The sequence below is a fragment of the Amycolatopsis sp. NPDC058278 genome, assembly GCF_042881395.1.
Classification (GTDB): Bacteria; Actinomycetota; Actinomycetes; order Mycobacteriales; family Pseudonocardiaceae; genus Amycolatopsis.
Genome location: NZ_JBHVXZ010000146.1, coordinates 1 through 22,329 on the forward strand (window position 1 = coordinate 1; position 22,329 = coordinate 22,329).

Annotated in this window: 23 protein-coding genes and 1 tRNA gene; 7 read left to right on the top strand and 17 right to left on the bottom strand. The window is 69.8% G+C overall.

From position 1 onward, the window contains the following. From ACFVYA_RS43275 to ACFVYA_RS43285, 3 genes are all read left to right on the top strand, one after another. Positions 1 to 867 (top strand): glycosyltransferase family 4 protein (locus tag ACFVYA_RS43275; protein WP_387053563.1); only part of this gene is annotated, 867 nt, incomplete at its 5' end. Then, a complete protein-coding gene (locus ACFVYA_RS43280) occupies positions 864 to 1,511 on the top strand; it encodes a phosphatase PAP2 family protein (RefSeq protein ID WP_387053565.1) in 648 nt (215 codons plus the stop codon). The genes ACFVYA_RS43275 and ACFVYA_RS43280, both read left to right, overlap by 4 nt. Positions 1,512 to 1,650: 139 nt before the next feature. Continuing rightward, complete coding sequence (locus ACFVYA_RS43285; protein ID WP_387053567.1) at positions 1,651 to 2,265, top strand: maleylpyruvate isomerase family mycothiol-dependent enzyme; 615 nt, start codon at positions 1,651 to 1,653, stop codon at positions 2,263 to 2,265. Here the strand turns inward: ACFVYA_RS43285 and ACFVYA_RS43290 are convergent. The 12 genes from ACFVYA_RS43290 to ACFVYA_RS43345 all read right to left on the bottom strand — a co-directional run bounded on the left by ACFVYA_RS43290 (position 2,252) and on the right by ACFVYA_RS43345 (position 14,913). Continuing rightward, positions 2,252 to 2,863, bottom strand: a complete 612-nt coding sequence (locus ACFVYA_RS43290) for an HAD family hydrolase (RefSeq protein ID WP_387053569.1) — start codon at positions 2,861 to 2,863, stop codon at positions 2,252 to 2,254. The genes ACFVYA_RS43285 and ACFVYA_RS43290 overlap by 14 nt on opposite strands. Before the next feature lie 166 nt (positions 2,864 to 3,029). Next, positions 3,030 to 4,511 (bottom strand): right-handed parallel beta-helix repeat-containing protein, encoded by a 1,482-nt coding sequence (locus ACFVYA_RS43295; RefSeq protein WP_387053571.1) that lies wholly within the window; start codon positions 4,509 to 4,511, stop codon positions 3,030 to 3,032. A gap of 93 nt (positions 4,512 to 4,604) precedes the next feature. After that, positions 4,605 to 5,921, bottom strand: coding sequence for a glutamate-1-semialdehyde 2,1-aminomutase (locus ACFVYA_RS43300; RefSeq protein WP_387053573.1), 1,317 nt, complete (start codon positions 5,919 to 5,921; stop codon positions 4,605 to 4,607). A gap of 8 nt (positions 5,922 to 5,929) precedes the next feature. Further along, the gene (locus ACFVYA_RS43305) at positions 5,930 to 6,478 is read right to left on the bottom strand and encodes a dTDP-4-dehydrorhamnose 3,5-epimerase family protein (protein ID WP_387053575.1); all 549 of its coding nucleotides are present in this window, start codon (positions 6,476 to 6,478) and stop codon (positions 5,930 to 5,932) included. Beyond that, positions 6,475 to 7,659, bottom strand: a complete 1,185-nt coding sequence (locus tag ACFVYA_RS43310; RefSeq protein WP_387053577.1) for a polysaccharide pyruvyl transferase family protein — start codon at positions 7,657 to 7,659, stop codon at positions 6,475 to 6,477. Before ACFVYA_RS43310 ends, ACFVYA_RS43305 begins: the two co-directional genes overlap by 4 nt. After that, positions 7,656 to 8,600: a glycosyltransferase family 2 protein gene (locus ACFVYA_RS43315; protein ID WP_387053579.1), complete on the bottom strand. Its 945-nt coding sequence runs from the start codon at positions 8,598 to 8,600 to the stop codon at positions 7,656 to 7,658. The genes ACFVYA_RS43310 and ACFVYA_RS43315 overlap by 4 nt, the downstream gene beginning before the upstream one ends. A 7-nt stretch (positions 8,601 to 8,607) precedes the next feature. Then, positions 8,608 to 9,933, bottom strand: a complete 1,326-nt coding sequence (locus ACFVYA_RS43320; protein ID WP_285988006.1) for a hypothetical protein — start codon at positions 9,931 to 9,933, stop codon at positions 8,608 to 8,610. Between the two features lie 5 nt (positions 9,934 to 9,938). Further along, positions 9,939 to 11,219, bottom strand: coding sequence for a DUF4910 domain-containing protein (locus ACFVYA_RS43325; RefSeq protein ID WP_387053581.1), 1,281 nt, complete (start codon positions 11,217 to 11,219; stop codon positions 9,939 to 9,941). After that, positions 11,219 to 12,238, bottom strand: coding sequence for an NAD-dependent epimerase/dehydratase family protein (locus ACFVYA_RS43330; protein ID WP_387053583.1), 1,020 nt, complete (start codon positions 12,236 to 12,238; stop codon positions 11,219 to 11,221). The genes ACFVYA_RS43325 and ACFVYA_RS43330 overlap by 1 nt, the downstream gene beginning before the upstream one ends. A 5-nt stretch (positions 12,239 to 12,243) precedes the next feature. Then, a complete protein-coding gene (locus tag ACFVYA_RS43335; protein WP_387053585.1) occupies positions 12,244 to 12,891 on the bottom strand; it encodes a PIG-L deacetylase family protein in 648 nt (215 codons plus the stop codon). Continuing rightward, positions 12,888 to 13,679 carry a glucose-1-phosphate cytidylyltransferase gene (locus ACFVYA_RS43340; protein ID WP_387053587.1) on the bottom strand — a complete coding sequence of 264 codons (792 nt, stop codon included), beginning with the start codon at positions 13,677 to 13,679 and terminating at the stop codon, positions 12,888 to 12,890. The genes ACFVYA_RS43335 and ACFVYA_RS43340 overlap by 4 nt, the downstream gene beginning before the upstream one ends. Position 13,680: 1 nt before the next feature. Beyond that, positions 13,681 to 14,913, bottom strand: a complete 1,233-nt coding sequence (locus ACFVYA_RS43345; protein WP_387053589.1) for a class I SAM-dependent methyltransferase — start codon at positions 14,911 to 14,913, stop codon at positions 13,681 to 13,683. 198 nt (positions 14,914 to 15,111) lie between these two features. Here ACFVYA_RS43345 and ACFVYA_RS43350 point away from each other — a divergent pair, with 198 nt between their 5' ends. Beyond that, positions 15,112 to 15,480 (top strand): YrdB family protein, encoded by a 369-nt coding sequence (locus ACFVYA_RS43350; RefSeq protein ID WP_387053591.1) that lies wholly within the window; start codon positions 15,112 to 15,114, stop codon positions 15,478 to 15,480. A gap of 45 nt (positions 15,481 to 15,525) precedes the next feature. Here ACFVYA_RS43350 and ACFVYA_RS43355 read toward each other — a convergent pair whose 3' ends face one another. Next, entirely contained in the window at positions 15,526 to 16,401 is an 876-nt protein-coding gene (locus tag ACFVYA_RS43355; RefSeq protein ID WP_387053593.1) for an LLM class F420-dependent oxidoreductase, read from the bottom strand. Between the two features lie 40 nt (positions 16,402 to 16,441). Further along, the gene (locus tag ACFVYA_RS43360; protein WP_387053595.1) at positions 16,442 to 17,410 is read right to left on the bottom strand and encodes a YncE family protein; all 969 of its coding nucleotides are present in this window, start codon (positions 17,408 to 17,410) and stop codon (positions 16,442 to 16,444) included. 136 nt (positions 17,411 to 17,546) lie between these two features. Here ACFVYA_RS43360 and htpX point away from each other — a divergent pair, with 136 nt between their 5' ends. After that, positions 17,547 to 18,398 carry a zinc metalloprotease HtpX gene (gene htpX / locus ACFVYA_RS43365; protein WP_387053597.1) on the top strand — a complete coding sequence of 284 codons (852 nt, stop codon included), beginning with the start codon at positions 17,547 to 17,549 and terminating at the stop codon, positions 18,396 to 18,398. 126 nt (positions 18,399 to 18,524) lie between these two features. Here htpX and rfbA read toward each other — a convergent pair whose 3' ends face one another. Together rfbA and ACFVYA_RS43375 are read right to left on the bottom strand one after the other, a co-directional pair. Continuing rightward, complete coding sequence (gene rfbA, locus ACFVYA_RS43370) at positions 18,525 to 19,406, bottom strand: glucose-1-phosphate thymidylyltransferase RfbA (protein WP_285988016.1); 882 nt, start codon at positions 19,404 to 19,406, stop codon at positions 18,525 to 18,527. Positions 19,407 to 19,439: 33 nt separating this feature from the next. After that, positions 19,440 to 20,600: a sialidase family protein gene (locus tag ACFVYA_RS43375; protein WP_387053600.1), complete on the bottom strand. Its 1,161-nt coding sequence runs from the start codon at positions 20,598 to 20,600 to the stop codon at positions 19,440 to 19,442. A 127-nt stretch (positions 20,601 to 20,727) separates the two neighbouring features. On the opposite strand from ACFVYA_RS43375, the gene ACFVYA_RS43380 reads away from it, so the two are divergent. Further along, a complete protein-coding gene (locus tag ACFVYA_RS43380; RefSeq protein WP_387053602.1) occupies positions 20,728 to 21,393 on the top strand; it encodes a hypothetical protein in 666 nt (221 codons plus the stop codon). 90 nt (positions 21,394 to 21,483) lie between these two features. On the opposite strand, the gene ACFVYA_RS43385 is transcribed toward ACFVYA_RS43380, so the two are convergent. Beyond that, positions 21,484 to 21,975, bottom strand: coding sequence for a YajQ family cyclic di-GMP-binding protein (locus ACFVYA_RS43385; RefSeq protein ID WP_285988025.1), 492 nt, complete (start codon positions 21,973 to 21,975; stop codon positions 21,484 to 21,486). 129 nt (positions 21,976 to 22,104) lie between these two features. Here ACFVYA_RS43385 and ACFVYA_RS43390 point away from each other — a divergent pair. Continuing rightward, positions 22,105 to 22,186, top strand: a tRNA-Tyr gene (locus tag ACFVYA_RS43390). Positions 22,187 to 22,329 lie beyond the last annotated feature (143 nt).

Sequence of the window (22,329 nt, forward strand, 5' to 3'; positions counted from 1 at the left end):
GACGCGGGGGTGCCCGCGGTCGCGACGCTGCACAACTACACGATGGTCTGCCCACCCGGCACACTCCACCGCGACGGCCGCATCTGCACCGAGTGTGTCGGCGGCTCACCGCTGCCGGCGGTGAAGCACGGCTGCTACCGCGGTTCTAGCGCGGCCACGCTCCCGATGGCGACGAGCATGGTTGCGAACCGGCGCCGGTGGTGGACGGGCGTTTCCCGGTTCTTCTGCATTTCGGCGGCCCAACGTGACCTCCTGGTGTCGGCCGGGATGCCCGGCGAGCGGATGGCGGTGAAGCACAACTTCGTCACCGATCCCGGCGTCCGCCGCACCGGCGCAGGCAAGCACGTGCTGTTCCTCGGCCGCGTCACCGAGGAGAAGGGAGTCGGCCTGCTGATGCGGGCTTGGGAGCGTCTCGGCGGCGCCCTGGGGGTGCCGCTGGTCATCGCGGGCACCGGCCCGATGCAGGACGAGGTCGCGGCCTGGGCGGCCGCCCGCCCCGACGTCTCGTACGTCGGCCTCCAGAACAAGGCGGAGTGCCGCGCCTTGACCGCCGACGCGATCGCGGTGGTCGCGCCGTCGACCTGGCTGGAGGCCTTCGGCCTGGTGGTGGTCGAGGCGATGGCCGCCGGCGTACCGACGGTCGCGGCCGCGCACGGCGCGTTCCCCGAGCTGGTCGACGACGGTGTCACGGGTCTCCTGCACGTGCCGGACGACGAGGCTTCGCTCGCGGACCGCCTGCGTGCGGTCGCCGGCGACCGCAATGGCGACATGGGCGACGCGGCCCGCGTCCGGTACGAGAAGGACTTCACACCCGCGGTCGGCCTCGACCGCTTGATCGCCGGGTACGAGGCGGCGATCAAGGCGTGAGGCAGCTGGTCCGGACGGCGCCCGCGGCCTTGCCGGCCGTGCTGCGCGCCCCGCTGGCGATGTCGGCCGCCCTGGCGACGGCGGTGCTCGTCGCCCTCGGCATCCTCCACTTCCACGACTCGGGCCTGACCGGCATCGACGCGGCATTCCTCCCGTCGATCGACGGAGTTCAGCCGCCGTGGCGGTACGTCGCCCTGGTCTTCGACTTCGGTGGCGAACCGGCGGGGTCGGTGATCCTGATCGCCCTGCTCGCGGGGGTCTGCTTCCTGGCCCACCGCGTCCGGACGGCCGTGCTGACGGTGCTCGGCGTCGTGGTCACGGTGGCGGTGACGACGGTGCTGAAGCCGCTGGTCGGCCGCACCATCCACGGCGAGTTCCTGTCCTACCCGAGCGGGCACACGGCCATGGCGACGGCGCTCGCGCTGGTCATCGGGCTGTTGCTCACCGACCGGCTGGCGCTCGGGCGTGCGGCCGCGGTGGCGCTCGCCCTGGGGTTGGCCCTGGTCGCCGGCGTCGCGATGGGGTGGGCCGAGGTGGCCTTGGGCGCGCACTATCCGACGGATGCTGCCGGGGGGTTCTGCGCCGCGCTCGCGGCCGTCCCGGTGACCGCGTGGGTACTGGACCGCGTCGCCGACCGGCTCTGAGCATCGGCCGGACCGGTTTGCCGGTGTCGTGACCGGGCGGCCGGGCGAAGAGCCGGCGTCTTCGATCGGTTGGCGGGTGGTGTCGGTCCTGGCGGGCCTCGTTCGTCGGTGGGGTGACCTACCTGTGAAGGAGACCCCCATGATCCAGGAGCTGATCGCCGCCGAGCGGCGGGAGCTGGCCGCGCTCCTCGATGAACTGCCACCGTCCGCGTGGGTGGCGCCGACCTTGTGCGCCGGTTGGCGCGTTGCCGAGGTGGTGGCCCACATGACCATGCCGTTCCGGCTCTCGACCGGCCGGTTCGTGCGGGAACTGGCGAAGTCCGGCGGGCGCTTCAACGTCATGGCCGACCGCGTCGCCCGCCGGGAGGCGGCCGAGCTTTCCCGCGAGGCGCTGGTCGCCTCGCTGCGCGACAACGCCGACCACCCGTGGCGGCCGCCGGGTGGGGGTGCGGAAGGTGCGCTGAGCCACGACGTGATCCACGGCCTCGACATCACGACCGCCCTGCAGCTGGAGCGGCGGGTTCCGCTGGAACGCCTGGAGGTCATCTTCGCCGCGATGAAACCCAAGCAGGTCAAGTACTTCGGTACCGATCTGACCGGCGTCGCCCTGCGTGCCGACGACCTCGACTGGTCGTACGGCACCGGCACACCACTCACCGGTGCGGCCCAGGATCTGCTGCTCGTCCTCTGTAACCGGCGGTTGCCCGCCGGTCGTCTTCGAGGGGAGCCGAGCGCGCGCTTCACCACGGTCTGAGCTCCTTTCTCAGCTGGTCCGTTGTGGACAGTCGAGGACTGCCGAACCGCAGGGCTTGGAGACCCGCCGTGCGAGCCGCGGCGACGTTCGCCTCTCGGTCGTCGATGAGCAGGATCCGTTCGGGGATCACGTCGAGCCGCCGGCACAGCGCGGCGAACGCTTCGGGAGCGGGCTTGCGCACCCCGATGTCGCCGCTGATGAACCAGTCGGTGATGTACTCGCTGAGCCCGAAGCGCTCGCGAAGCAGCTTGGACCACTCGCTGACGTCGTTGCTCAGGCAGGCGAGCCGCACTCCGGTGACGTCGAGTTCGGCGAGCAGGGTCACCATGCCCTCGGTGAGGCGGTGGTTGCGGCAGTACTCCTCGTCCGACGCACCGGAAGCGCCGGTCGCCGCCCAGAACTCCGTGGACGACAATTCGCCGAGGCTGCATTCCTCGTACAGCCGGGCGATTTCGTCATGACGCAGCACGCAGCCGTGACTGCGGAGGTAGGGGACGAGGAGCTCGCCGACGTCGTCGGCGCTCGAGTAGAGGACGCCCATGGCGTCGAACACGACGACGTCGATCGCGTCGCGGTTGAGGTCGGTGGGAGCGGACATGTCTCCGACGGTACCGAACACCCGTGCGAACGCCATCGCTGAAAAGGGTGAACCCGGCGCTGTCCGAAATTCTCCGTTCGCGACTTTTTCCTTTGGTGGCAACAGAAGTCGCGAACGTCGGCGCGCGGGCGATCAAAAACTGTCGGACCCCGCCGGCAAGCTTTGATCAGCAGCCGGCGGGCCCACCGCCGAACGAAGAGCATTCGTCCTGCGAGTAGGGCTTTGCCCGCCAGCTCGCAGCGTCGACCGTCTTGGAGGTGTCATGCGCCACGAAAGTCCACGGCCCGGAGTAGGAGTTGTCGTGCCACCGGTTGGCCTGGCGGAAGGTGACGGCCTCTTCGACCACAGTTCCCTTGTAGGGCGACCAATCCGGGAACGTCCCGAAGTTCGACAGCAGGGCCATCCGCCCGCACAGGCTCGTGCAGCCGATGCGGCCGGCGTCGAAGCGGAAGGTGTTGCCGTGGACCTCCACCCGCTGGGTCTTCCAGCGGCAGTCGTCGTACGCGGGGGCCTTCTCGATCGTGCCCGCGGCGCAGGCAGACTTTGCCGCCGACTTGGTGCAGTAGCCCGTCGAGGTGTTCGCCGGGCTGTTGCAGAAGCGGTCGGCGTTCTCCCACAACGTGATCCCGGCCCAGTTGTCCTCGAACGTGTTGCCGCTGATGTCGATGGCCGACGTCCGGGCACGCACGCGCGGATCGCCGCCCGATTCCGACAGGTACACCGTCGCCACCGGGAAGTTGTCGCCGCGCGCCGCGAACGTCCGGCCCTGGACCAGGGTGTTGCCGCGGAACGTGTTGCCGCGCAGCACCAGGTTGTAGCTGGTCTCGTAGAACAGCGCCTCGGCGTCGTTGGCCTCGAACAGGTTGTCCTCGATGAGGAAGTCGTTGTTGTTCGTGTCGGCCCACAGCCCGGCGCCGTGGTTGCCGTGGACCCAGTTGCCGCGGATGTCGGCCCCGTTCACGGCCCAGAACTTGGCGCCGCCGCTGCAGCCGCAGCCCGGCACCTTGGCCTCCCAGTCGCCGGTGTTGTTGCCGGTGATCTCGTTGCCGTCCAGCACGAGCCCGGTGATGCCGTCGCCCGCCTGGTACGCGTTGAGCCCGTACTGGCCGTTGTCGCGCAGGCAGCTGTGCCGCACGACCTGGCCGGCGCCGGCCATCAGCCCCGCGCCCGCGTTGTCCTCGATGGTGGTGTTCTCGATGAGCCAGCCGTCGCCGGAGTCGTGGTTGACCACGCCTTGGTCCTGCAGCGCGGCGAACCCGCGGACGGTGAGGCCGCGGATCTCCACGTTGCGGGCCCGTTGGGTGAAGGCCGCCCGGTTGACGCCGCGGCCGTCGACGATCGAGCCCGGCGCGCCGAGGTACACGTCGCCGTCCTTGGGGACGACCTGGCCGAACTCGTCGTTGCCGAGCGTGTGGGTGCCGGGCCGGAGCCAGAACGTCGTGCCCGCCGGGTTCGCCGCCGTCTTGGCCGCGAGGTCGCCGTCGACGGCCGGCTCGACGGTGACAGCTCCGGAGGGTGGTTGCCCGTACCCGGCGGGTTGGTGGCCGCACACCGGACCCGGCCCGTCGGCGGCGCCCGCCACCGCCGGGCACGCCACGGCGATCAGGAGCGAGCAAGCAGCGACGAGAACCGCACGAGATCTACCCATGGCAGGAAGTTACGCACGAACGGGCCGGAAAGCAGTCACCCTCAAGTGTCCTTATCGGACCCAACGGGTGAATCCGGCTCGCTCGTGCGGGGATCAGGCGTATTTGCGGAACACGGGCTGCACCGGGCGCCCGCCCATCCACGGCGCCGGGTCGTTCGCGTCGAGGGCCTTGCGGTACACCGTGCAGGCCTGGGCGACGACGTCGATGGTCTTGTCGATGTCCGCTTCGGTGAGCGCGGCACTGACCACGAAGGACGGCCCGAGCACGCCACCGCTGATCAGCTCGCGCAGGAACAGCGTCCGGTACGGCTGGGACGGCTTGCCCTGCTCGTCGAGCGTGCCGAAGACGAGGTTGCTGGCCCGGCCGCGGACGACGACGTGGTCCTCGACGCCGATCCCGGCGGCCACCTCGCGGACGCCGGCGGCGAGCCGGTCGCCGAGGGCGTGCATGCGGCCGATGACGTCTTCGTCCCGGTAGACGTCCATGACCGCCATTGCGGCGGCCAGCGAGTGGGTCTCCGCGCCGTGCGTGGTCGAGAGCAGGAACACCCGCTCGCGATCGGTGTGCAGGCCGCCGATCTCCATCAGCTCCCGCTTGCCCGCCAGCGCCGACACCGCGAAGCCGTTGCCGAGCGCCTTGCCGAAGGTCGAGAGGTCGGGCGTGACGCCGTAGAGGCCCTGCGCGCCGTGGGCGGACCAGCGGAAGCCGGTGATCATTTCGTCGAAGATCAGGACGACGCCGTGCCGGGTGGTGAGCTCGCGCAGGCCCTGCAGGTACCCCGGCGGCGGTTCCATCGCCGCGGCGGCCTCCAGGATCATGCACGCGATCTCGCCCTCGTGGCGCTGCAGCAGCTCCTCCGTGGCCTGCAGGTCGCCGTACGGGAAGGACACGACCGCTTCGGTCGTCTCGTCCGGGATGCCCGCGTTCATCGGCGTGGTGCCGATGAACCAGTCGTCGGTGGAGAAGAAGGCGTGGTCGGCGCACTTGGCGACGAGCTTGCGGCCGGTGGCGGCGCGGGCCAGCCGGACCGCGGCGGTCGTCGCGTCCGAACCGTTCTTGGTGAACTTCACCATGTCGGCCGTCGGCACGTTCTCGAGGAACCGCTCCGCGGCCTCGGCCTCGATGATCGACGGCCGGATGAAGTTGCTGCCCTTGTCCAGTTCGCCGCGCACCGCTTCGAGGACCCGCGGGTGGGCGTGGCCGAGGCTGACGGCCCTCAACCCCGCGCCGTACTCGACGTACTCGTTGCCGTCGACGTCCCAGACGTGGCCGCCGCGGCCGTGGGAGATGACCGGGGCCATCCCTTCGGGATACTGGTCCGAGCCCTTGGCGTAGGTGTGCGCACCACCCGGGATGACCCGGTGCAGCCGCTCGTCCGCCTTCGTGGAGCGGGGCAGGTTCGTTCCCATGTCGTGGTTCACCTCGTTGGTTTCAACGCCTCTCCGAGAGAGGGCGCCCGTTCGTCCCGGTCACTGACCATTGTGACCGCCAGTGGCCAGGAAATGTCCAATTCAGGGTCTTTGTACGAAATCGTAATGTCCTCTTCAGGATCGTGCGCCCGATCGATACGGTACGAAACGTCAGAGGGATCCGTGAGTGACTGGAATCCGTGTGCGCACCCCGCCGGGATGTACACGGAAACCTGGGTATCACCGGAAAGTTCGAAGGTTTTCACATTCCGGAATGTCGGCGAATCCGGTCGGAGATCCACCACGACGTCGAAGATCGCGCCGTGCGAACACCGCACCAGCTTCGCCTCGCCGGCCCCGCCACGCAGGTGCATCCCGCGGATGACCCCTTTGCGGGAGCGGGAAAGGCTGTCCTGGACGAAGCCGTCCGGGTCGATGCCGACCGAGGCGACGACGTCGAGGTCGAACGTCCGGCTGAAGAAGCCTCGCTGGTCCGTGTGCGGTGTGGGTTCGAACAGATACGCGCCGTCGATCTCGGGCACCGGAATGGCCTTCATCGCCCACCCCCGAAGAGGGCCGCCGAAAGGGCGGCGAACTGGTCCTTGAGCCGTTGCGCGTTCATCTCGTTCCGTTCCAGGAGCGTCTGGCGAAGTTCCGCCGAACGGTTCTCCAGTTCGGTGAATTGTTCGACGAGCCGGTCGAAGCCGACGGTCTTCGCCCGCTGGGTGAAGCCCTCGAGGCCCATCTCCGCCATGAGGACGTCGTTCTTCGGTGCGTAGCCGATCGCCACGGTCGGTTTCGCGACCTTCAGGGCGCAGAGCACGTTGTGGTAGCGCGTGGCCACCACGCTGTCCACCGAGGCCATCTCGTGCATCAGCTCGTCCAGGGTCTCCGCCGGAGCCGCCGTCACCAGCGGGGAAGCGGTCTTCTCGATGATCTCGTCGACGACCTGCCGGTCGATCCGGTCGCCGATGAACAGCCGGACGGGTCTGTCCTGGTCAACGAGCCAGGCGACGAAACGGTTCATCGTGTCCACGTAGTGGCGGTAGATGCGGTCGGCCTCGGCGCGGTCGTCGTTGCCGCCGTAGTAGGCCATCACGCCGACGCCGACGGTGCCCGGTTCGCCGACGGCGGCCGGCGTGGGGAGGGAGAACGCGAGGTCGGGATAGACCTGGTCGGCACTCGTGTCGACGCCCATGGCGCGCATGGCGTCACGCGAGATGTCATCGCGGTAGGAGCGGTAGGCGGCGAGCCGGCCGGACCAGCGGACCAGCGTCCGCGTCGCCCGGGCACTGATGTGGTTCGCACCCACGCAGACGAGCGCCACCTTGGTGCCGAAGAGGCGGCCGGTGGAGGAGAGGAGGAAGAGCGAATACGGGAAACCCCAGGGACGCAGCGGAAGCGTCGCTTCGAGCACGCCCATGCCGGGCACGATGACGACGTCCTGCTTCCGGACCCAGGCCGCGGTCCGCGCGATGTCGACCAGCTTGCCGAAGCCCTTGAGGGCGACCGAGCGCAGGCCGGACGCCGTCTCGTACTCGGACTGGTTCCAGTGCAGGGGCGTCGCGTCGAGGCCGTACCGCTCGCGGACGAGCTCCGGGCCGCCGACCAGGGCGCTCAGCACGGCATCCGGGTACTCGGCGCGCAGGTAGCCGAGCACGGCTTCGAGAGAACCGTCGTTGCCGAGGTTCCCCGAGCCGAGCAGGCCGAACACGCCGACGCGTGGCGCACGTTTCACGCGAGCCTGCCTTCCCGGCCGGCCACGATCTCGTTGACCGTGGCGACGTCCGAGGCGGTCGGCGCGCGGTCCTCGACGCGCTCGCCGTGGCCGGAGCGGGCCCGGTTGGTCAGCCAGGCGCCGAGGTGGCCGAAGCACTCGCGCTTGTCGGCGGCCGAGATCGGCGCGCGGCGGATCAGGTCCGCGAACCCGAAGACGTACTCGCCGATCAGGCGGACGGTGGGGTTCCGGAGCCGGTTCGCGCGCCGCGGGTCCAGATTCGCGCACCGGCTCCGGATGGTCGGGTTGGCCCGTTCCGCGCGGCCGGGGTGGTCGCGGCGGAAGTAGAGCAGCTCGGGCACCTGGTGGAACGGGCCGTGCAGGGCCATCTCGGCCGAGTAGGTCCGGTCGGCGTGGTGGTAGCTGTCCAGCGGCTTGACGCGGCGGAGGACGTCGGCGCGGATGACGCCGTAGAAGTCGTCGCCGCCCGGCTCGAACAGGATGCTGCGGAAGCGGTCCGGCGCGTGCGGGGACGCCGTGTTCAGCGTGTACTGCAGGGGCTGGACGATGCGGCCTTCGCCGTCGATGATCGCCTGGTCGCAGTGGGCGAGGATGACGTCCGGGCGCTCGTCGAGGGCCTCGACGCACCGCTTGAGCAGGTCGCGGGCGTACAGGTCGTCGTGGGAGACCCACTTGAAGAGCTCGGTGCGGGAGACGTCGAACACGAAGTTGTGGTTCGGCGTCGCGCCGATGTTCTTCGGCTGGCGGACGTAGCGGATCCGCGAGTCCTTCTCGGCGTAGCGGCGGCAGATCTCGTCGGTGCCGTCGGTGGAGGCGTTGTCCGAGATGATCAGCTCGAAGTCTTCGTAGGTCTGGCCGAGCAGGGCGTCCAGTGACTCGGCGAGGTACTCCTCGCCGTTGTACACCGGGAGGCCGAGGCTCAGCCGCGGGACGGTGGTCATGGAGTCCTCATTCCTTGATCGGCTCTTTGATCGGCTCGAACACCACGGTGGGCTCGTCGGCCCCCGGCGGCACGTAGTCGCGCAGCCCGATCCGCAGTTGCAGCCACCAGACGACGGACCCGCTGAGCGTCGCGGTCGCGACGCCCCACGCGGACCCGGCGGCACCACCGAGGAAGGCGCCGGTGATGCCGAACGTGACGTAGAACAGGGAGGCGATCAGCTGCGACCGCAGGCTCCGCTTCGCCGCGCCGAGCGCGCGCAAGCCGGCCGCCGCGCCGGTGGCGAAGCTCGCGCCGACCACGGCGAGGGTGACCGGCAGGATCAGCGGGGACGACGAGTCCCACACCGAGCCCATCACCCAGCGGCCGGCGCCGTCGGGCACGAAGAGCAGCAGGCCGAGGCCCCAGCACAGCGCGGCGGCGGCCTGCCCGCCGCCGAGGATCACGCAAAAGTGCTTCAGCCGGTGCGGCGCCCGCTGAAGCACCCGCGCGCCCTCGGCGACGGTGACCAGGGACAGCCCCATGAGCAGGGCCAGGAACGGGCCGAGGAGCTGCTCGGCGCCGCGGACCGCGCCCACGGCGGTGATCCCGGTGATGGCGCCGAGGCCGTAGGCGCGCAGCTGCGACGCGCCGCTGTTGCTGACGTTCTCGACGAGGTACCGGACGCTGAGGTCGCGCTGCGTCCGGAGCCAGCCCGCCATCTCCCGCGGGTGCGGGAGGATCCCGGTCTGGAACCCGCCGTACAGGGCCGCGACCGCGCCGGAAAGGCCCCAGGCCAGCACGAACGCGACCACCGTGTGGATCTGCGCGGCGACGTAGAGCGCCGGGAGCAGCGCCACGCCCCACACGCAGTCGTTGACGAACGCTTTCTTGCCCGCGCCGCGCGCGAAGAACGCGAAGCGCCAGGCGTCCTGCAGGAGCAGACCCGGCAACACCACGGCGAGCGCGACGAACGCGTTGCCGAGCGGGCCGCCCGCGGCCAGACCGGCCACGAGACTGACCAGCCCGGTCACGCAGCCGACGCCGATCGCGGTGCCGGACGCGCTCGCCACGCCCGATCGCCAGCGGTCTTCCGGCACGGCGCTGAACCGCACCATCAGCGGGTCCGTGGCGAGGCCGCGCGAGATGTTGAGCACCACGCCGTAGGTGACCCAGGCGAGGCTGAAGATGCCGAACGCGAACGTGCCGAGCGAGCGGGCCACGTACAGCCCGACGGCGAAGTTGGTCAGGCTGGACACGGCTTGGTCGCCGAGGCCCCAGCTCAACCGTCCGGCCATCGCGCGCGCCGCGCCCGACCGGAAGATCGAGCGCGGCGCACGGCGATGGTTGGCCACGTCGCTCACTCCTTGACCAAACCGGCGTCGCGCAGGGCACGGGCCGCGACGTCGACGATGCCGAAGGGCAGCCCGGCGCGCTCGGCGATGTCCAAGAGCGAGTGCTCGCCGTCGGAGAGGTTGAGCACCCACAGCATCGCCATCTGGGCCTGCTTGGCGTCGCTGCGGCCGCCGAGCGAGTCGTACAGCCCGCGTTTGCCGAGCTGCGGCTCGCCGTACGGGCTGAGGTTGACGTACCGGCGGTTGCGGTCCAGGACGCCGAAGGCGTCGAGAAGCGTGCTGAGCGTGTCCTCCATGGCCGCGGGCGACACGAAACCCGGGTTGTCGGCGGAGGTGTGGTACTCGGGGTAACCCGCGTACGGCGTGCGCGTCAGCGAGCCGACGCCGAGGTTGAAGCCCGGCGAGCAGAACTGGCGCTCGTCGTAGCCGTACGGCGAGAAGTCGACAACGCGGTGCTCCCGCGACTTCAGCACGTGCTGCATGACGCGGTCGATCTCGGCGTCGTCGCGGCGGGACTTCTTGTACGTCAACGATCCCGGGTCGCCCGCGCACGCCAGCACCAGGCCGTGGCGAACCTTCTCGATCCGCGAGGCGTTGCGGGCCAGCCAGGTGATCGAGCCGATCGTGCCCGGCATGAACAGGAAGCGGTACGTGTAGTGCGGCTGCGTCGCAGCCAGCTGCTGGGCCAGCGAGATGGCCACCGCGATGCCGGCGAGGTTGTCGTTCGCCAGCGAGGGGTGGCACACGTGGCAGGACACGATGACCTCGTCGGTGACGCGCCCCGGGACGACGTGCTCACCGTAGGTCAGTGAGCCGTCGGAAAGGGTCGAGTCGATGACGACGTCGTAGTCGCCGTCCGGCAGCGCGTCGAGCTTCTCCTGGGCGAGGCAGAAGCCCCAGGCCGGGGCGTAGTAGCTGGTCCGGTAGGGCACCCACGACGGCTGCTCGGGCAGCGTGTGCAGGTGCTCCCGCAGCTCGCTCAACGGCATCCGCCGCGACACCGGGACGCTGTACCCGACGACGTGCAGGTTCAGCTCTTGGAAATCGATGACGCGCGTGCCGTCAGGAGCGGCCACGTACGCGTCCCGGATGTTCCACTCCTGCGGGATCGTCCAGTCCAGCACCGCCGTGCCGGTCGGAACTTCGTGCCGCTCGAGGGAGATGTGCTCGCCGATGATGTCCAACGTCTGCCGCACGCCGTCGCCGGTGATGCTGCGGCAGATCGGGTACAGCCGCTCGACCAGGGCGTGCAGCTCCGCCCCGGTCCGCAGCTGCGGGCCCGCCACTACTTCCGCCGCAGGGTGGCGTCGACGCGGCCGGCTTCGCCTTCGCTCTTCAGCCAGGCCAGCCGGGTGAACAGCTGCTGGAACGACTCCCGGGTGAGCCCGAACTTGCGGTAGGCCTCGATGAGCTCGACGGCGCCGTCCTTGACCGACCAGTCGCAGGCGAAGCCGGGGATCGCCGCGCGGAAGCGCGAGAAGTCGACCCGGTACGAGCGCGGGTCGGCGCCCGCCTCGCCGGTGATGTTCAGCGTCGAGCCCGGCACGGCCTCGACGACCTCCTGGGCGATCTCGGCGACGGTGACGTTGTTCTCCTCGGTGCCGATGTTGAAGGCCTTGTTGTGCACGGCCTCCTTCGGCGCCGTCAACGCGGCGGCGAACGCCCGCGCGATGTCCTGGGCGTGCACCAGCGGCCGCCACGGCGTGCCGTCGGAGAGCACCAGCACCTCGCCGGACAGGTGGGCGTGCGCGGTGAGGTTGTTCAGCACGATGTCGCCGCGCAGGCGGGGCGAGTAGCCGAACGCGGTCGCGTTGCGCATGTACACCGGCGTGAAGTCGTCGTCGGCGAGCTCGTGGACGTCGGCTTCGACGCGCACCTTCGACTCCGCGTACGGCGTCACGGGCCGCAGCGGCGCGTCCTCGTCGACGAGGTTGTCGCCGCCGGCGCCGTACACCGAGCAGGTTGACGCGTAGATGTACCGCTGCACGCCGGCGTCCTTCGCCAGCTTCGCGAGCTTCACCGACGCGTGGTGGTTGATGTCGTAGGTCAGCTCGGGCGCGAGCGAGCCCAGCGGGTCGTTCGACAGCGCGGCCAGGTGGATCACCGCGTCGAAACCGGCGACGTGCTCCGCGGAGACGTCCCGCAGGTCGACGGCGTGCCCGGCCGGGTCGGCGGGGGCGGGCCCGAGCAGGCAGTCCTCGAACAGCCCGGAGTCCAGGCCGGTGACTTCGTGGCCGGCGGCGGCGAGCACCGGGGCCATCACCGTCCCCAGGTAGCCCTTGTGCCCCGTCAGCAACACCCGCATCGGATTCAGCCCTTCAGATCGAGAGTGAGTTTCTTGACGAAAAACGCTTCGGCGTACTTCGCGGCGGTTTCGATCCCGCGGATCCGGGCCAGCCCGAGGAAGGCCTCGCGGTCGTACCAGGGCCGCTGCCGCTGCGAGGCGTAGTGCTCCTGCAGCAGCCGGACCTTCTCCTCCGCGAGCTCGTCGGACAGCGGCTGGTACACCGAGGGGCTGCCGAGGTCGCCGTCCCACTTGACGATCTCGTAGCCGAGCGCCAGGTGGTCGCGGAACGTCGTCGGCACCAGCTTCGCCAGCCCGCGGTGGTCCTGGTGCGCGTCGTCGGTGCGCGGGGCCAGGATGAGGTCCGGGTCGGTCCGCCGCCGCAGGTCCTCGAGGGCGTTCTTGGCCTCTTCCCAGTGGGCCGGGAAGCGGCCGTCCGGCAGCTTCAGCACCGTGACGTCGACGTCCGCGCCCGGGCAGAACGCCGCCAGCGCCGCCCGCTCCTCGTCCTCGCGGGGCGTGCCGCCGCCGGAGAGGACCAGGGCGTCGACCCGCAGGCCGGGGCGGGACTCACACAGCGTCAGCAGCGTGCCGCCGGCGCCGATCGCGATGTCGTCGCAGTGCGCGCCGAGGGCGACGACCCGGCCGAGCCGTTCCGGTCGCAGCCCGATCACGCGATGCTCGCGGCCGCGCGCTCCCACAGCGCCCAGGGCCGGTTTCCGCGGGTGTAGGCGTCGTCCAGCGCCGCCCGCTCCTTGACCGTGTCGGTCGGCTTCCAGAACCCGCGGTAGGGGTAGGCCAGCAGGCGGCCGCGCTTGGCGAGCTCGCCGCAGCCGTCGGCGACCAGGTCGCCGTTCTCCGGGATGTGGTCGAACACTTCCTGCCGCAGCACGAAGTAGCCGCCGTTCTCCCACAGCGGCATTTCGCTCACCGCGGTGATCGAGCCGACCTTGCCGCCCTCGTCCATTTCCACGCAGTGGAACGACGACTGCGGCGGCACGACCATCATCGAGGCGCCCGAGTCGGAGTTCGAGAACCGCTCGATCATGTCGGGCAGCGGCACGTCGGAAAGGACGTCGGCGTAGTTCGCGAGGAACATTTCGTCGCCGTCGAGGTACGGGCGCACCCGGCGCAGCCGCTCGCCGATCGGCGACTCGATGCCGGTCTGCACGAAGGTGATCGTCCAGTCCGCGATGTCGGTGGACAGCAGCTCCGCCTGCCCGTTCCGGAGGACGAAGTCGTTGGAAATGGTTTCCTGGTAGTTCAGGAAGAAGTTCTTGATGTGCGCCGCGCCGTAGCCGAGGCACAGGATGAATTCGGTGTGGCCGAAATGCGCGTAGTAGCGCATCACGTGCCAGATGAGCGGTCTCGGACCGACCATCGCCATCGGCTTGGGGATGTCGTCGGCCGCGCCGTTGCGCATCCGCATCCCGTAGCCACCGCAGAAGAGGACGACCTTCACTTCACTGCACCTCGACGATTTCCAAGTGGGGGATCGGGAACACGAGCTTTCCGCCCCAGGCCCCGATGTGGGAAAGCTGTTCGGTCAATTCCTCCCGGAGGTTCCACGGGAGGACGAGCACGTAGTCGGGCCGGTCGGCTTCGATCCGCTCCGGGGGCAGCACCGGGATGCGCGTTCCGGGGGTGAACCGGCCGTGCTTGTACGGGTTGCGGTCGACCGTGTACTGCAGCAGGTCCGTCCGGATGCCGCAGTGGTTCAGCAGGGTGTTGCCCTTGCCCGGGGCGCCGTAGCCGACGACGGTCTTGCCGTCGTTGCGCGCCTCGATGAGGAACTTCAGCAGGTCCAGCCGTACGCGGGTGACGCGCTCGGCGAACTCGGTGTACCCGGACAGCTCGTGCAGCCCGGCGGCCTTTTCGCGCTCCAGCACGTCGGTCATCCGCTCGCTGGGCTCGCCCGCGACCTCGTCGGGACGCGCCCACAGCCGGATCGACCCGCCGTGCGTCGGCACGAGTTCGACGTCGACCACGGTCAGCCCGCCGGTCGCCAGTGCTCGGCGCGCGGATTCGACCGTGTAGTACTGGAAGTGCTCGTGGTAGATCGTGTCGTACTGGTTCTTTTCGATCAGCGTGAGCAGGTGCTGGACCTCGATGGAGACCCAGCCGTCGTCGGCGACGAGGGCGCGGAGGCCCTTGGTGAAGCCGAGGACGTCGGGGATGTGCGCGTAGACGTTGTTCGCGGCGACGAGGTCGGCCGGCCCGTGCTCTTCGCGCACCTTCAGGCCGGTTTCCTCGGAGAGGAACGCGGTCAGCGTGGGCACCCCGGCGTCGCGTGCCGCCTGCCCGACGTTCACCGAAGGTTCCACGCCCAGACACCGGATCCCGTACCCGACGACGTGCTTGAGCAGGTACCCGTCGTTGCTCGCCACCTCGACGACGAACGACTTCTCACCGAGCCCGAGCCGCTCGACCGCGCCGTCGACGAAGCGCTTCGCGTGCTCGACCCAAGACGTCGAAAAGGACGAGAAGTACGCGTACTCGGTGAAGGTGTCGCCGGGGTCGATCAGCGGCGGGATCTGGGCGAGCCAGCAGTCGGTGCAGACCTTCAGGTGGAGCGGGAAGGTGGCTTCCGGCTCGTCGAGCTGCTCCGCCGGCAAAAATCGCTCACACGGGGGAGTCGCGCCGAGGTCGACGACACTGGCCGTGTTTGTCGAACCGCAGAGTCGACATGTGGTCATCTACCAGGCTCCTTGGCTCGCGGTCGCGATGTGCGTTTAACACGTCGACCGGCGCCGGGAGGTCGTTACAGCGACGCGGGAGCCGCTGGTGGACCGATTCGGAACCGCAACCTGAATGGCGTAACTGTGGCGGGAATCACCAACCGTACCCGTCCGAACCCGTAACGTCCACAGTGGACCTGCTCCTAGGCTGGCCGGATGACTTCCCAGCCGACTCCCCGCCTGAGCGGGTTCCCGGGCGTGGTGCTGACGGTCCGCTTCCTCACCGAGCTGGCGCTGCTGGGCGGGCTGGCCTTGGCGGGCAGTCAGCTCGGCGGCGGGGTGGTGCTGGCCATCGTCGACGCGGTCCTGCTGCCGGTGGCGGCGGCCGCGCTGTGGGGTCTGTTCGTCGCGCCGCGGGCGCGCCGCCGCCTCCCGGAACCGGCCCGCTTCCTGCTGGAATTCGCCCTCTTCGCGGTCACCGGCGTGGTGCTCGCGCTGGTGGGCTGGCTGGTCGTGGGCATCGTGGTGGCGGTGGCCGGGATCGGGATCGCGGCCCTGACCCGGGTGGTCGCCAAAGACGGCTGAGCCCTCCCCGCCGCTCGGCGGAGAGGGCTCTCCTCGCCGGGTGGCTCAGGCGAGCTTTTCGGCGGCCGGGATGACCTCGGTGGCGAACTTCTCCAGCACCACGGGCCGGTGGACGTGCGGCACCATCCCGAGCGCGACCTGGATGCCGAGCCCGTTCAGCCGCTCCAGCTCGGCCAGCAGCTCGCCGGACTTCTCACCGTTCTCGCCGACGTCGAGGATGTGGTAGACGGTCTTGGTGATCGAGTCGTAGTCGCGGCCCTCGTTCTCGCAGTGCTGCCGCAGCACGTCGAGCTTGCGCTCCAGATCCGGCCCGTTGAAGAGGTTGCAGGCGTCGGCGTACTTCGCGACCAGCCGCAGCGTCTTCTTCTCCCCGCCGCCGCCGATCATGATCGGCGGCCGCGGCTTCGACAGCGCCTGCGGCACGTTCAGCAGCCGTCCGGCGTCGAAGTGCTTGCTCTTGAACGGCGCGTCACCGTCGGCCCACATCTGCAGCACGTACTGGAGGTTCTCCTCCAGCAGCTCGAACCGCTCGCTCACGGACGGGAACGGGAAGCCCAGCCCGCGGGACTCCTCCTCGTTCCAGCCCGCGCCGATGCCGAGGATCGCGCGGCCGCCGGAGAGCACGTCCAGGGTGGTGATCGCCTTGGCCAGCAGGCCGGGGTGCCGGTAGAGGACGCCGGTGACGACGGTGAGCAGCTTGGCGCGCTCGGTGTGCGCCGCGATGAAGCCGAGGGTGGTGTACGCCTCGAGCATGTCGTTTTCGGTCGGGCCGACGGCGCCGATCTGGAAGAAGTGGTCCATCACGGCGATGGAGTCGAAGCCCGCTCGGTCGCCCGCGCGGACGACGGCGGCCAGGTCGGCGCCCAGCGCGGACGCCCCGTTCGGCCAGGTGAAGTCGGGGATCTGCAGTCCGAGTTTCATGCTTCCCGACCGTATACCTGGAGTTGCCCCAGCTGCCCGGTCAGAAATCGCGGACCAGGAAGACCCGGCCGTGCAGGGGATCGGTGACCCACACCGTGCGCGCCCGCTGGTCGACGGCGACGTCACCGGGGTTGACGCCCAGCGACAGCTCGCCGCTCAGCGTGCCCGCCGTGCCATCGACGCGGGTGAGGCCGTTCTGGCCGCCGTTGGTGTACACCGTGTTCGTCCCCTGGTGCACGGCCAGCGCGGAGGATTCGCTGCGCAGCAACACGGTCTTGCGCTCGGTGCGCGTCGCCGCATCCACAATGGACATGTGGTGGATGCCGGAGTTCGCGACGTAGACCGTGCCGCTCGCGTGGTGCACCGCGACGCCGGTCGGGTTGCGCCCGACCTTCACCGATGCGACGAACTTCCCGCTGTCGATCGAGAACACCTCGACCGAATCGGTGGCGGCGCTCGCGCAGTAGGCCAGCTTGCGGCCGGGGTCGACGTCGATGCCGGCGAACGCCCGCTGCGGGCCCGGCACGAGCGCGGCCAGCGTGCAGCTGACGCCGTCGAGCACGGCGAGCGTTCCGGTGGCGCCGCTGGCCGCGTAGACGCGGTTGGCCTCCTCGTCGACCGCCAGTGCCGAGGCACCGGCCCCCGCGCCGATCACGCTCACGAGGTCGTGGGTCCGGCTGTCCAGCACCACCACCGTGCCCGCCGGCGGGTTCGCGACGTAGATCCGGCCCGCCTGCGAGTCGACCGCGACATCGCCGGGCGCGCCGCCGACGTGGACCACGTCGACGACCGACGCACTGCGCGGATCGACCGCGGAAACCGTCCCGGCCTGGGCGTCGGTGACGTACCCGAGGCCGGTGACGGGGTTCACCGCCACCCCGGCCGGTGCCCCGCCGAGGTCGAGCGAGCGGACGTCCGCCGCGCGCGCCGACCCGGGCAGGACGAGGGTGCCGACGCCCGCCGTGACCAGGGCGAACAGGGTTCGCCGGGATAGCCGGCCACCGCGCATGGGCGCCTCCGCTCCTGATCATCTCGCCGCCCGAGCGTAACCCGCGCCATCTCGACCTGAAGGAACTTCGCGTCCCCCGATCGCGTTGTTTCCACTGGGTAAACCCACTCGGGACAGCGGACGGAGGCGAGCGCGCGTGCACGGGCACCAGAACGGACTCAAGACGGCATTGCTGCTCGGCCTGCTGTCGGCGATCATCATCGCGCTCAGCGGGCTCTTCGGCCGGGGCGCGCTGGTCATCGGGCTGGTCGTCGCCCTCGGGATGAACGCGTTCGCCTACTTCAACTCCGACAAGCTGGCGTTGCGCGCGATGCGGGCGCGGCCGGTGTCGGAGGTCGAGCAGCCCGCGATGTACCGGATCGTGCGCGAGCTCGCGCAGGTCGCCCGGCAGCCGATGCCGCAGCTGTACATCAGCCCGACGGTCGCGCCCAACGCGTTCGCGACCGGCCGCAGCCCGCGGCACGCGGCGGTGTGCTGCACCACCGGCATCCTCGAACTGCTCGACGAGCGCGAGCTGCGGGCCGTGCTCGGCCACGAGCTCTCGCACGTCTACAACCGCGACATCCTGATCTCGTGCGTGGCCGGCGCGCTGGCCAGCGTCATCAGCGTGCTCGCGAACGTCGCGCTGTTCTTCGGCAGCAACAACCGCGACGCCAATCCCCTGCTCAGCCTGCTGTTGATCTTCGTCGGGCCGATCGCCGCGGCCATCATCCGGATGGGTGTCAGCCGATCGCGGGAGTACCAGGCCGACGCGTCCGGGGCCGAGCTGACCGGTGACCCGCTGGGCCTGGCCTCGGCGCTGCGGAAGCTGGACGCCGGCACGCGGGCGCGGCCGCTGGTCGCCGAGCCGCAGCTGGTGTCGCAGTCGCACCTGATGATCGCGAACCCGTTCCGCCCCGGTGAGGGCCTGAGCAAGCTGTTCTCGACCCACCCGCCGATCTCCGACCGCATCGCCCGGCTCGAAGAGATGGCCCGCCGCCCGTTCTGACCCCGGCCGGTGGGAGCGGGAATCCCGGGCCCGCGGCCGTCACCACCACGCACACCGAGCCGTTCCCCGTCTCGACGTCGGTCGCGACGCTGGACTACGCGAGCCAGGGCGGCGCGAGCAGCTCTTCTAGGCCGACGCTCCCGCTGCGACGGCGACTGCCTTCACGTAGTCGCCGTAGCCGGACTTCGCGAGTTTCTCGCCGAGCGCGTAGCACTCGTAGGGGGTGATGAAGCCCATGCGCAGCGCGATCTCCTCGAGACAGGCGATGCGCACGCCGGTGCGGTGCTCCAGCACCTGCACGAATTGGCCGGCTTCGAGCAGCGAGTCGTGCGTGCCGGTGTCGAGCCAGGCGAACCCGCGGCTGAGCTCGACCAGCGTGGCTCGGTCCTGGCGCAGGTAGGTCAGGTTGACGTCGGTGATCTCGAGCTCGCCGCGCGCCGACGGCTTCAGCGCGCGGGCGATGTCGACGACCTGGTTGTCGTAGAAGTACAGGCCGGTGATCGCCTTGTTGGAGCGCGGCTTCAGCGGCTTTTCCTCGATGGTGAGCAGCTTGCCCGCCTCGTCGACCTCGCCGACGCCGTAGCGCTCGGGGTCCTTGACCGGGTAGCCGAACAGGACGCAGCCGTCGAGTTCCCGCACGGCCTGCTGCAGGCGGCTGGAGAAGCCCTGGCCGTAGAAGATGTTGTCGCCGAGGACCAGCGCCACGTCGTCGTCGCCGATGAAGTCCGCGCCGATCACGAAGGCCTCGGCCAGCCCGTTCGGGCTCGCCTGCTCGGCGTAGGAGAACGAGAGGCCGAACTGGTCGCCGTTGCCCAGCAGCCTGCGGAACATCGGCAGGTCGGTGGGGGTGGAGATGACGAGGATCTCGCGGATCCCGGCCAGCATCAGCACCGAGATCGGGTAGTAGACCATCGGCTTGTCGTAGACCGGCAGCAGTTGCTTGGACACCGCCTGCGTGATCGGGTGCAGACGTGTCCCGCTGCCTCCGGCCAGCACGATGCCCTTCATGGACGGCCTCCCTTTCCCGTGGCTGAGACCTCCTCACCCTACGGGCCGCTCCTCGAGGGCGGATCCCTTACCGAAGTAGGCTTTGCAGCCGGAGTCGTCCTCGGTGGCGATCTCCAGCACGTTCCGGCCGTCGTCGACCGGCAGCAGGGTCGAGGAGTAGTTGGGGCAGAAGTTGTTCCAGATGCCGGTGATGTGCACGGGGGCGGGCAGTTCGTACCAGTGGCCGCTGCCGAAGTCGTCGTTCGCGAGCAGGACCTGGCCGCTCTGCGGCTGCGGCACGCCCTTCGCGTCGGTGTAGATCTGCCCGACCATGACGATCCGCACCCCGTTCGGGCCGCCGGGGAACAGCGCGATCGTCTGCGCGTGCTGGAAGTAGTTGCCGGTGGCGGTGTCGACGCGGGTGCCGGGATCGGCGGGGTCGCCCCAGTTGGCCCCGTCGGCGGAGATCTTGAAGTACGGGTCGCAGTAGCGGTCGCGGAAGTTGCAGATCTCGTAGGCGAAGTAGTAACGGCCGTCGGGCAGCCGCCGGATGATCGGCATGCCCGGCCGGACGCGGTCGGGCGGGATCGCCATGGTGAGCTGCTTGGTGCCCCAGTTCACCCCGTCGGTCGAGGCGACCCGGTTGAGCACCTGCGCGTACTTCGGCGCCTGCGTCTCGTCGGCGAAGTGGAGCCAGAGCGTGCCGCCGGCGTCGACGGTGAATTCGGGCTCCCAGACGCCGTCGATGGCGTGCGACCGCGCGGCCTCGGACAGGAAGCTCCAGGAGTGGCCACCGTCCTTGCTGGCCCAGACGCGGATCCCGACGCGGCGCTGCGGCCCGGCGTCCTGCCGGTAGGACGCAGCCCACAGCAGCGTGCCCGCGCGGAGCTTGCCGACGCGCTCCGGCAGTTCGTAGACGGTGCCGCAGCACATGCCCGCCCGGCCGTCGGGGTCGTGGATCGCGCCGATCTCGTGGAACGACTCGCCTTCGTCAGTGCTCTCCAGGACGGGGGCGAACCTGCCATCGGCGTCTTCGCTGGTCAGGGTGGCGATGATGCGCCCGTGGCCGTGTTCGAGGCGGATCAGGCGAGCGTAGGCGCCGAAGCCGGGGATGAGCTGCTTGCGTTCGGCCGCGCTCGCCGGCGTCAGCAGCGAGGCGACGGCGGCGAGCGTCAGCACGAAGGCCAGCGAACGGCGCAACTCGACCCCCTCCACGCGGTGACCGCGCGATTACAGCACGGGCGAGCGGCAGCCACGGGACGCATTCACGCGTTCGGGTAACGCTCCCGCTACCGGGGCCGAAAGAGCACGGGAGGGGTCGCGGTGGCCCCGAGGGGGAAAGATGAAGATCCGGCTGGGCGGCCTGCTGCCGCTGTTGGTCCTGGCATCGGCGTGCGCGCCGTCGACCGGCTACGGCGAGATCGTCGCGGAATCCGCCCCGGCTCTTCCGGCTTCTCCGACATCGTCGGCACCGGCGGTGCCGCGTGACGTGCCGACGGAGACGCACACGGGGACGGAGAGTGGCGAGTTCCAGACGTCGTGGCCGGCGGACCAGTTGGGCTTCGTGACGTTCGAGTGCCCGAAGTGCACGTCCAACGTGATCGTCGACACCGACGGCGGCGAGCACGGCCTGGTCAACGCGATCGGCGCGTACAAGGGCACGACGTGGATGAACACGGAGCCGGACCGCCCGGTGAAGCGGGTGACGGTCCACACGGACGCCCCCTGGACGGCGACGATCTCCGATCACCGAAGCGTCCCGACGGCAGAGACCGGCAAGGAAGCCGCCGGCAAGGGGGACGCGGTCCTGAAGCTCCCGGCGGGAGTGACCCGCATCCGGTTCACGGCGAAGACGCGGGGGCACGTGGCGCTGTGGGTGATGTCCCCGCAGGACCACGACCTGATCCTCAACCAGATCGGCGACCTGCAGGTGGAGCGCGACGTCCGCGGGCCGGCGTACCTGCAGGTGGAGGGCTACGAGGCGAGCTGGACGCTGACACCGTCCTGAGCGGGGCGCTCCTCGACTCCGCGCCCGGTTGCGCCGACGTTGTACCCACGGGCACCCGAAACCGGATACCCGCAGGTCAACGAGGGTGTCTCACCGGTAGTTGGTGAACTGCAGCGCGATCTCGAAGTCCTTGCCCTTCAGCAAGGCGATCACCTCCTGCAGCTGGTCCTTCTTCTTGCCCGACACCCGCAGCTGGTCGCCCTGGATCTGGGCCTGGACGCCCTTCGGGCCCTCGTCGCGGATGTACTTGGCGATCTGCTTCGCCTTGTCCGAGGCGATGCCCTGCAGGATCTTGCCGGAGATCTTGTAGATCTTGCCCGACAGCGCCGGCTCGCCGGCTTCGAAGGCCTTCAGGGAGATGCTGCGCTTGATCAGCTTCTCCTTGAACACCTCGACCGCGGCCAGCGCGCGCTCCTCGGTCTCGGACTCGATCGTGAGCGCCTCCTCGCCGGCCCAGTTGATCGTCGTGCCGGTGCCGCGGAAGTCGAACCGCGTGCCCAGTTCCTTGCTCGCCTGGTTGAGCGCGTTGTCCACCTCCTGGCGGTCGACCTTGCTCACGACGTCGAAAGAGGGATCCGCCACGTGTCCTCACACCTCGTACTCGCTTGTCAGGGGCCACCCAGCCTAGCCCCCACCGGGGGAGGGGTATCCCGGTTGACCCCCGCTCCGACCCCTTGGGTAAGCTTTCCCCCGGCCGGTGCGACCGGCCTGGGCGGGTTACCCGAGTGGCCAAAGGGGACTGGCTGTAAACCAGTTGGCATTGCCTACGGGGGTTCGAATCCCTCACCCGCCACGTTCGTTCGTGAGAGAGCCCTGTCTGCGGAATGCGCAGACAGGGCTCTCTTCCGTTGTGTCCCTTGGGGGTCGAACCCCCAAACCCCCGCCAAGGGGCTCCGCCCCCTGGACCCCCCGCCGCGGTCACCTTGGGTGTTCAGG